Consider the following 7,224-nt stretch of genomic DNA (forward strand, 5'->3'; position numbering starts at 1 on the left):
GGGCCGGCGGTGCCGGTCAGGGTTACGCCGGTCTGATAGGTTGACCCCGGATTCGGCAAGGCTACGTTGGCGGCATCGCGCACTGAGGTAATGGTCGCGCGAGTGTTTACCGTCAACGTACGCACATTGGAAAACGTATCGTCCGGGTGATACAGCGACTTGGCGTACAGGCTTCGTGCGCCCAGCGGCACGGTGATGGTCAGATGCCAGTCACCGGTGGTGATGTCCGCCGTTGCCTTGCCTTTGGAGGTGGCGTCCGCACCAATGCCGTCAAAAATTTCAACTTGCTTGCCTTTGCTCGCCTGCCCCTTCAGATGCAGGGTGGTGCTGAGGGTCGAGCCACCTTCGGGAACCTCTGTACCGTTGTTGTCGGTCACGTTGGTCAGGGTTGGGGCCACCAGAAGGAAGGTCTTGAGAGTATAGGTACTTACCGGAAAGGTCACCGCCGCGGTCTTGTCGGCAGTCCCATCAAAAGTGACCTTCAACTCGAGGCGCAATGGCGTGTCGTTTTTCAGTTTCTCCAGTTCGGTACGCAGCACGGGTTCGTTCAGGCCACGAGTGGTATGGGCCGTGGTGATCGCCACGCCGTCGAGCAGCGTTAGAGTAAGTGGCGTGCCGTTTTCCAGTGTTCCCGTCGCCTGCAACCAGACCCGTTGGCCTGCCGCAATCCCCGGCCATGGGGCGACGGTGGCGGTGGCATTGCCGGTGAAGGTGGTCAGGTCGACGATCTGTGCACCTTGCGGCCCGGTCGCCTGAGTGATCAGCGGCGGTGGCAGGCGTGTGTCGCCATCGGCAATCTTCAGCACGCTGACGGTGACCGGTCCGGATTTGCCGGCCTGTGCATTGTTGCGGTTCAGGTTCCAGAGGAATTGCAGCGTCTGCCCTTGCCACGCGGCGAGGAACGCCTGACTCAACACGGTGTTGACCCGTTTGTTGCTGTTGAATGCCATTAGTGGAAACGTCTGCGTCCCTTTGACGTGTACCAGCCGCGCCCGGTCGCCGGTCAGTGCGCTGAGGTATTCGATGCGCATTGTCACGCCGTCCGGAAAAGCCAGCGCATCAATGGGTGTGAGCGCCGGTTTGACCAGTGTCGGCGGGTCCAGTTGCACCACGGCCTGTTCGCTGATGCGCAATTGCAGCAACTCGGAAAACACCTGCGTCTGCCCGGGATTGGTCACGGTGCATTGCACCACCAGCGGGGTGTCCGGGAAGGGGGCGATGTATTTGGCCGGCACCTTGAAGATGACCGGTTGGGTCGGGTCGCTGACGATCAGGCGGAAAATGTACAGCGCTGCGACGCCGTCCTTGTCGGTGGTCTGCCAACGGGCTTCGACGGTGGCTCCGGTCTGCAGTGGCCAGTATTCGGCGAGCTGTACGGTGGCTTCGGCGGTGTCCACCGGCAGCTTGCCGTCCACCAGCGGCGCGACGAGCGGCAGGCCAAGCGGTTGGGACAAGCCGCTGACGGTGACGTCCGCCGGTTTGGACAATTGGCTCTTGCCGGCCCGGATCAGCTGATAGGACGCGTGCAGGGCTCCGCCGATCAGGTTGCGGATTTTTTCATTCTCGACCGGAAAATCGACGGTGCGTGCGGCGGCACTCAGGGTCCGGTTGTAGGTGTGGGTCACGGCTTCGCCGCCCTGAGTGACGCCTTGCAGGGTCAGTTCGATGCGGTCATTGGCGGCAAACACGCCGGTGACGAGGATGCCGGCAGTGCCACCGGCCAGTTGATCGTGATGCAGGACATTGTCGATGTCCGCCTGTTCGAAGATCGGCGCGGCCAACAGCACGATGCCCGGTTTGAACGGCAGCACCAGCGAGTCCGACCAGCCGCTGGCGTTTTCCACCACATCGAACACTTCCCAGCGCACCATCAGACTGTTGGTGGGGGTGAGGGTGGCCAGTTGATCCGGGGTCAGTTCGAACATCACATCGCCCAACGCGGTAACCGTGGTTTCCAGCAGCAGCGAGCCGAAGGCCAGGACCACTACATCACCGATGTGCTGATTGAAATACTGCAGGACGGTCACGAACATCCCGTCATCGATCACCGTCTGATCGACGAAACCCTCGGAGGCCACGGGCAATTTCAGGCCCTGGTTGAAGGGTTTGCCGCCATCGGTATCGGCCTCGCCCGGCGCGGGGTATTTGTAGAGCAGCGGCAGGGGCGTCGACGATTCGGCATTGCCGCTGATGCGCGTGACTTCAAACCAGAAGTCCTTGTTCTGGATTTGCAGCGGCAGATAACGGGACTCCATATCGGCAGCCGAGATGTGGAACGGGATGTTTTTGGCATTGCCCAGATCATCGAAGTGCGCAGCGGTGACCGAAAATTGCGCGACCGGTGCCCGCGTGTTTTCAATGAGCACTTTGATGGAGTCGCCTATGGTCATCTCGAAATAGGCCAGGAGGTAGACCAGCAGCCCGTCGCGGTCGCCCCGCACCATGTGGATGTTGACCCCCAGCGCCCCGTCTTCCTGAGGCTTGAAACCCACCGGATACGGTGGATCCACGGCCAGAGCGCCGATGCCGCGATCCGGCGGAAACACAGTGATCTGCTGACTGGAAGCATTGCTGGTCAATTGGCTGCTCATGGGCGCGTCACCTGTGCAATGTGGATGGATGCTGAGGGAAGTGGCCCGAGGGATTAGAGCGCTGGCGGGGCTGGTTGCCTACTGTCAGATCTGACAGGTGAGGGCGTTTTTGCGACGAATGGCAGGCCTGGATTCGCCAAAGCAAAAAATCGCAGCCTGCGGCAGCTCACCCCTGTAGGAGCTGCCGCAGGCTGCGATCTTTTAATGCACGGACAAGCGCCGCGATCAATATCCGTCCCGTTCTCGACTCTTTTCCATCTGGCTGGCAAACCACTGCATGACCGTTGCACACCCCGGATGTGAGGCCGCCGAGGGTTGTGGACACAACGAATACACCCCGCCTGTTTTCAGTGGTTCGCCGAATGGAACGATCAGCACCCCGCGCTCGATCGACTCTGCCGCCAGGGTCATGTCGGTCACCGCCACGCCAAGTCCTCGCGCCGCCGCGTCCAGTGCCAGCTCGTCAAGGTTGAACGGGATGTGCCGGTAGCGCTCCAGCGGTTTTGCGCCATTGGCCGCCAGCCATTCGATCCAGGCTTGCCGGTCGGCGGAACGATGCAGCAAGGCGAACCCCAGCAAATCATCGACCGAGCGCGGCGCGTTGCTCAGGCCGGGCGAACACACGGGCACCAGCGTTTCCTCGAACAGCGTCAGGCAATCCACATCAGTCGACGGCTGCGGCAGGTAAAGAATGCAGGCGTCGCTGTCACTGGCCGGTTCGACGATTTCCGTGGCGACGGTTTCAATCGCCAGCGAAATCTCGGGATGACTGAGATAGAAGTCGCTGAGCCTGGGCAGCAGCCAGCGCACCGCCAGCGACACATGCATGCGAATGCGAAACGGGCGTTGCTGCGGCACGAGGCGTTCTTCAAGTTTTTTCAGTTGATCGAGAATGCTGACGGCGCTGGCCAGCACCTGTTCGCCTTCCGGGGTCAGGCGCAGGCTGCGGCTGGTGCGGATGAACAATGCGACGCTGAAGTGGCTTTCCAGTTGCTGGATCTGTCGGCTGACGGCGCTTTGGGTCAGACACAGCTGTTGCGCGGCTTGGGTGAAGCTGGCGCAACGGGCGACTTCAACCAGCGTCTGCATGGCTTGCAGGGAGGGCACGTGGCGGATTTTATCCATGCGTTTTCAGAATGGCTCGATGAATTTATAACGTTGGTTGGGCGCGCCGGGACCTAATAGATTTCAGCTCTGGCGGCAAACTTTGCGCATGCGCCATGCGATTCACGCATGAGCAACGGCCAAAGGCAAGCCGTGCAACGACAGTCGAATGAGGTCAGCAATGGAAAATGTATGTGGCTGGATTGCCCAGGCCGGCAGCTCGCCGGAGCGCGGTCGCCTGAGCGGTGCGCTAAAAGCCGACTGGCTGGTGATCGGCGGTGGCATCACCGGCCTCAGCGCGGCGCACAACCTGGCGCAGATGCACCCGCAGGCGCGCATCGTGGTGGTTGACCGCCAACGGGCGGCGCAGGGTGCGTCGGCGCGCAATTCGGGGTTCGTCGTGGCCCACGAACATCCGGCCGACAGTGAATTGATCGGTGCGCCCGGTTTTGCCGGATTTGAAATCGACACGGCGATTTCCCGTGCCGCCAGCGAGGCTGTGCGCCAGGCCGTCGCCGAACATGCCATTGACTGCGACTTTCGCGACAACGGGTATTTCTTCGCCGTCAGCGACGCCGCCAAGCTCAGCCATGTCGAGGCCAAACTGGCGACCTTGCGCGCCCTCGGTGCTCGCGCCGAATTTCTCCAGGGCGATGCGCTGGCGCACAAGCTCGGCACCCGGCACTACACGGCGGGGATCTGGTGTGGCAGCGGCAATGCGCTGCTGCAACCGGCCAAATATGTGAAGGGGCTGCTCAATGCGCTGCCGGGCAACATCAGCGTTTACGAGCACACCGACCTCACCGGCCTGGAACGCATGCGCCACGGGCGACTGCGCGCCAACGCGGCAGGCGGCAGCATCGAGGCCAAGCGGGTGCTGGTGTGCCTGAACGCCTTCATTCCCCGGGTCGGAATTGATAACAGCGCGACCTTCCCCATGGAACTGAGCGCCAGTCTGACCCGGCCGCTCAGCGATCAGGAATTTCAGGCCATCGGCGCCGTCGAGCCGTGGGGCGTGCTGTCGACCCGGCCGCTTGGCGCAACCGTGCGGTTTACCCCCGACCGCCGGGTGATGATTCGCAACACCGCCGAATACCGCACCCGCGATCTGTCCGAAACCGAGTTGTTGCTGCGTCGCGAACACCATGTCCGCGGTCTGCAACGTCGCTTCCCGTTTCTCGGTGATCAAGACATTCAATACACCTGGACCGGCCACTTGAGCGCGACCCGCAGTGGGCAGGCGTTTTTCCGCAAGGTGGAAGAGGGCGTGTTTGCCGTGGCCGGTTGCAACGGTTCCGGGGTGGCGCGCGGCACGCTGTGGGGGCGCTTGCTGGCGGAACTGGCGTCCGGCGTCGATTCACCGCTGCTGCAATCGGTGATGCAACGGGCCGAACCCGGCTGGCTGCCGCCGCGACCTTTTTTCGACATCGGTGCCATGCTTCGCATGCGCGTGGAGGCGGTCAGGGCCAGAACAGAAATCTGAATTTCCACCTATCGCATAACAACAAAAGCCACTCCATTCAGGTGACAGACCATGCGCGTCAACACACTTTCCCTGGCGATCGTATTTGCAGCAGGCTCGACGGCCGCTTGCGCCGATGAAACGGTGAATATCTCCAACTGGAACAGCTACATCGCCCCGGACACGCTGACCAGCTTCACCCAGACCACGGGGATCAGGACCACCTACGACATCCACGACAGCAACGAAGTGCTGGAGTCGAAGTTGATGACCGGCAACACCGGGTATGACGTGGTCAGCCCGTCGAACCATTTTCTGTCGCGGCTGATCAAGGCCGGGGCGATCGAAAAGCTTGATCGTGCGCAACTGCCGAACTGGCAGCACCTCGATCCGGTGTTGATGAAAAAACTGGAGGTCAACGATCCCGGCAATCAGTACGGTTTTCCCTACATGTGGGGCACGGCCGGCATCGGCTATAACGTCGAAAAGATCAAGGCCATCTTCGGCAGTAGCGATGTCGTGCGTTCGTGGGACTTTTTCTTCAAGGAAGAAAACATCAGGAAGCTGAGCCAGTGCGGCGTGGCATTTATCGACAACCCGACACAGGTGTTGCCGATTACCCTCAACTATCTGCATTTGCCGCCGCACAGCCATGAACCGGCGGATTACAAACAGGCCGAACAGGCGCTGCTGAAAATCCGTCCGTACATTCAGTATTTCCACGCCTCGAAATACATCAGCGACCTGGCCAACGGCAACGTCTGCGCGGTGATCGGTTTCAACGGCGACATCGTGCAGGCCGCCGCGAGCGCCAGGGAAGCCAAAAACGGCATCGACATCGCCTACTCGATCCCGGATGAAGGCACGACCCTGTGGTTCGACATGCTGGTCATGCCCAAGCACGCGCCGCATGCCAGCAACGGCTACGCCTACATGAATTACCTGCTCGAACCCAAGGTGATCGCCAACATCAGCAACAGCATCCACTACGCCAATCCGAACGCGGGGGCCGAGCCGTTCCTCAATGCGGACGTGAAAGATGATCCGGCGATCTATCCGCCGAAAAATGTGATGGAGAGGTTATTTACCGTCGAAGAACTGCCCGCAGCGATCGCACGTTTGACCACACGGTTATGGACCAAGTTGAAGACCAATACTTGAGGTCAACCTGAGGGCGGGAGCACTGCAGCAGCTCCCGCCCATGGGCACTGCAGCGCAACATGAAACCTGCCGAGATTGATACCAATGAGCCATCATCTGAAGTAAAGTGTGCGCCGCCCGAGAGACGGATCCCGGGCTTATACCCATGGAGTTTGCAGTGAAATATCTGAGCAAAGTAGTCGCCGCCGCACTGTTCGGTGTGGTTCTGGCAGGTTGCACCGGCACCCCGATGAACACCAAACAATACGACAGCAGCCAATACACCGTGATTGGTCATAGCGAAGCCACGGCCACCGGCCTGCTGCTGTTCGGCGTGATCCCGATTCAACAGAACAGCCGTTTCGTTCGCGCGCAGACTGCGGCGATCAAGGCCAAGGGCGGCGACGCCATGATCAACACCCAGGTTCAGGAAAACTGGTTCTGGGCGTGGGTGCTGACCGGTTACACCACCAAAATCTCCGGTGATGTGGTCAAGCTGAAAACTGCTCAATAAGCAGCGGTTGAACGCAAAAGCCCGGCTGATCAGGCCGGGCTTTTTCATGGCTTGTGCGAAGTGACATCGACTCAAGCAACGCGACGCTCGATCAGGCGATCCGCGCCGCCTTCAGCGACACGACGCTCGATCAGGCGATCCGCGCCACCTTCGGCAACGCGACGTTCCAGCAAGCGATCCGAACCACCTTCGGCAACGCGACGCTCGATCAGTCGATCCGCGCCACCTTCAGCGACACGACGTTCCAGCAGGCGATCCGCGCCACCTTCGGCAACACGACGTTCCAGCAGTCGATCCGCGCCACCTTCGGCGACACGACGCTCGATCAGGCGATCCGCACCACCTTCAGCAACACGACGTTCCAGCAGGCGATCCGAACCACCTTCGGCAACACGACGCTCGATCAGTCGATC

The 7,224-nt window shown here is 60.9% G+C and carries 5 protein-coding genes and 1 pseudogene; 3 read left to right on the forward strand and 3 right to left on the reverse strand.

Going from position 1 to position 7,224, the window contains the following annotated elements; translation table 11 throughout:
• Window positions 1–2,591 (reverse strand): annotated as a pseudogene (locus DBR18_RS17575) (hypothetical protein); the annotation flags it as partial.
• 225 nt (window positions 2,592–2,816) lie between these two features.
• Window positions 2,817–3,716, reverse strand: coding sequence for a LysR substrate-binding domain-containing protein (locus tag DBR18_RS17580; protein WP_108591259.1), 900 nt, complete (start codon window positions 3,714–3,716; stop codon window positions 2,817–2,819).
• Window positions 3,717–3,876: 160 nt separating this feature from the next.
• Between DBR18_RS17580 and DBR18_RS17585 the strand changes: the two genes are divergently transcribed.
• The 3 genes from DBR18_RS17585 (at window position 3,877) to DBR18_RS17595 (ending at window position 6,811) form a co-directional block, all read left to right on the forward strand.
• Complete coding sequence (locus DBR18_RS17585) at window positions 3,877–5,178, forward strand: FAD-binding oxidoreductase (protein ID WP_108591260.1); 1,302 nt, start codon at window positions 3,877–3,879, stop codon at window positions 5,176–5,178.
• Window positions 5,179–5,229: 51 nt separating this feature from the next.
• Window positions 5,230–6,318, forward strand: a complete 1,089-nt coding sequence (locus DBR18_RS17590) for a polyamine ABC transporter substrate-binding protein (RefSeq protein ID WP_108591261.1) — start codon at window positions 5,230–5,232, stop codon at window positions 6,316–6,318.
• A gap of 157 nt (window positions 6,319–6,475) precedes the next feature.
• The gene (locus DBR18_RS17595; protein WP_108591262.1) at window positions 6,476–6,811 is read left to right on the forward strand and encodes a hypothetical protein; all 336 of its coding nucleotides are present in this window, start codon (window positions 6,476–6,478) and stop codon (window positions 6,809–6,811) included.
• 71 nt (window positions 6,812–6,882) lie between these two features.
• Here the strand turns inward: DBR18_RS17595 and DBR18_RS29385 are convergent.
• Window positions 6,883–7,224, reverse strand: a 342-nt coding sequence (locus DBR18_RS29385; protein WP_256588771.1) for a phage infection protein, incomplete at its 5' end; no start/stop codon positions are given.

It is taken from the genome of Pseudomonas sp. HMWF021, assembly GCF_003061005.1.
GTDB lineage: Bacteria > Pseudomonadota > Gammaproteobacteria > Pseudomonadales > Pseudomonadaceae > Aquipseudomonas.

What these genes read in the sequence shown, in the direction of transcription:
- DBR18_RS17590 (WP_108591261.1), top strand. Translation starts at nt 5,230, where the DNA reads ATGCGCGTCAACACACTTTCCCTGGCGATCGTATTTGCAGCAGGCTCG.
- DBR18_RS17580 (WP_108591259.1), bottom strand. Translation starts at nt 3,716, where the DNA reads ATGGATAAAATCCGCCACGTGCCCTCCCTGCAAGCCATGCAGACGCTG.
- DBR18_RS17585 (WP_108591260.1), top strand. Translation starts at nt 3,877, where the DNA reads ATGGAAAATGTATGTGGCTGGATTGCCCAGGCCGGCAGCTCGCCGGAG.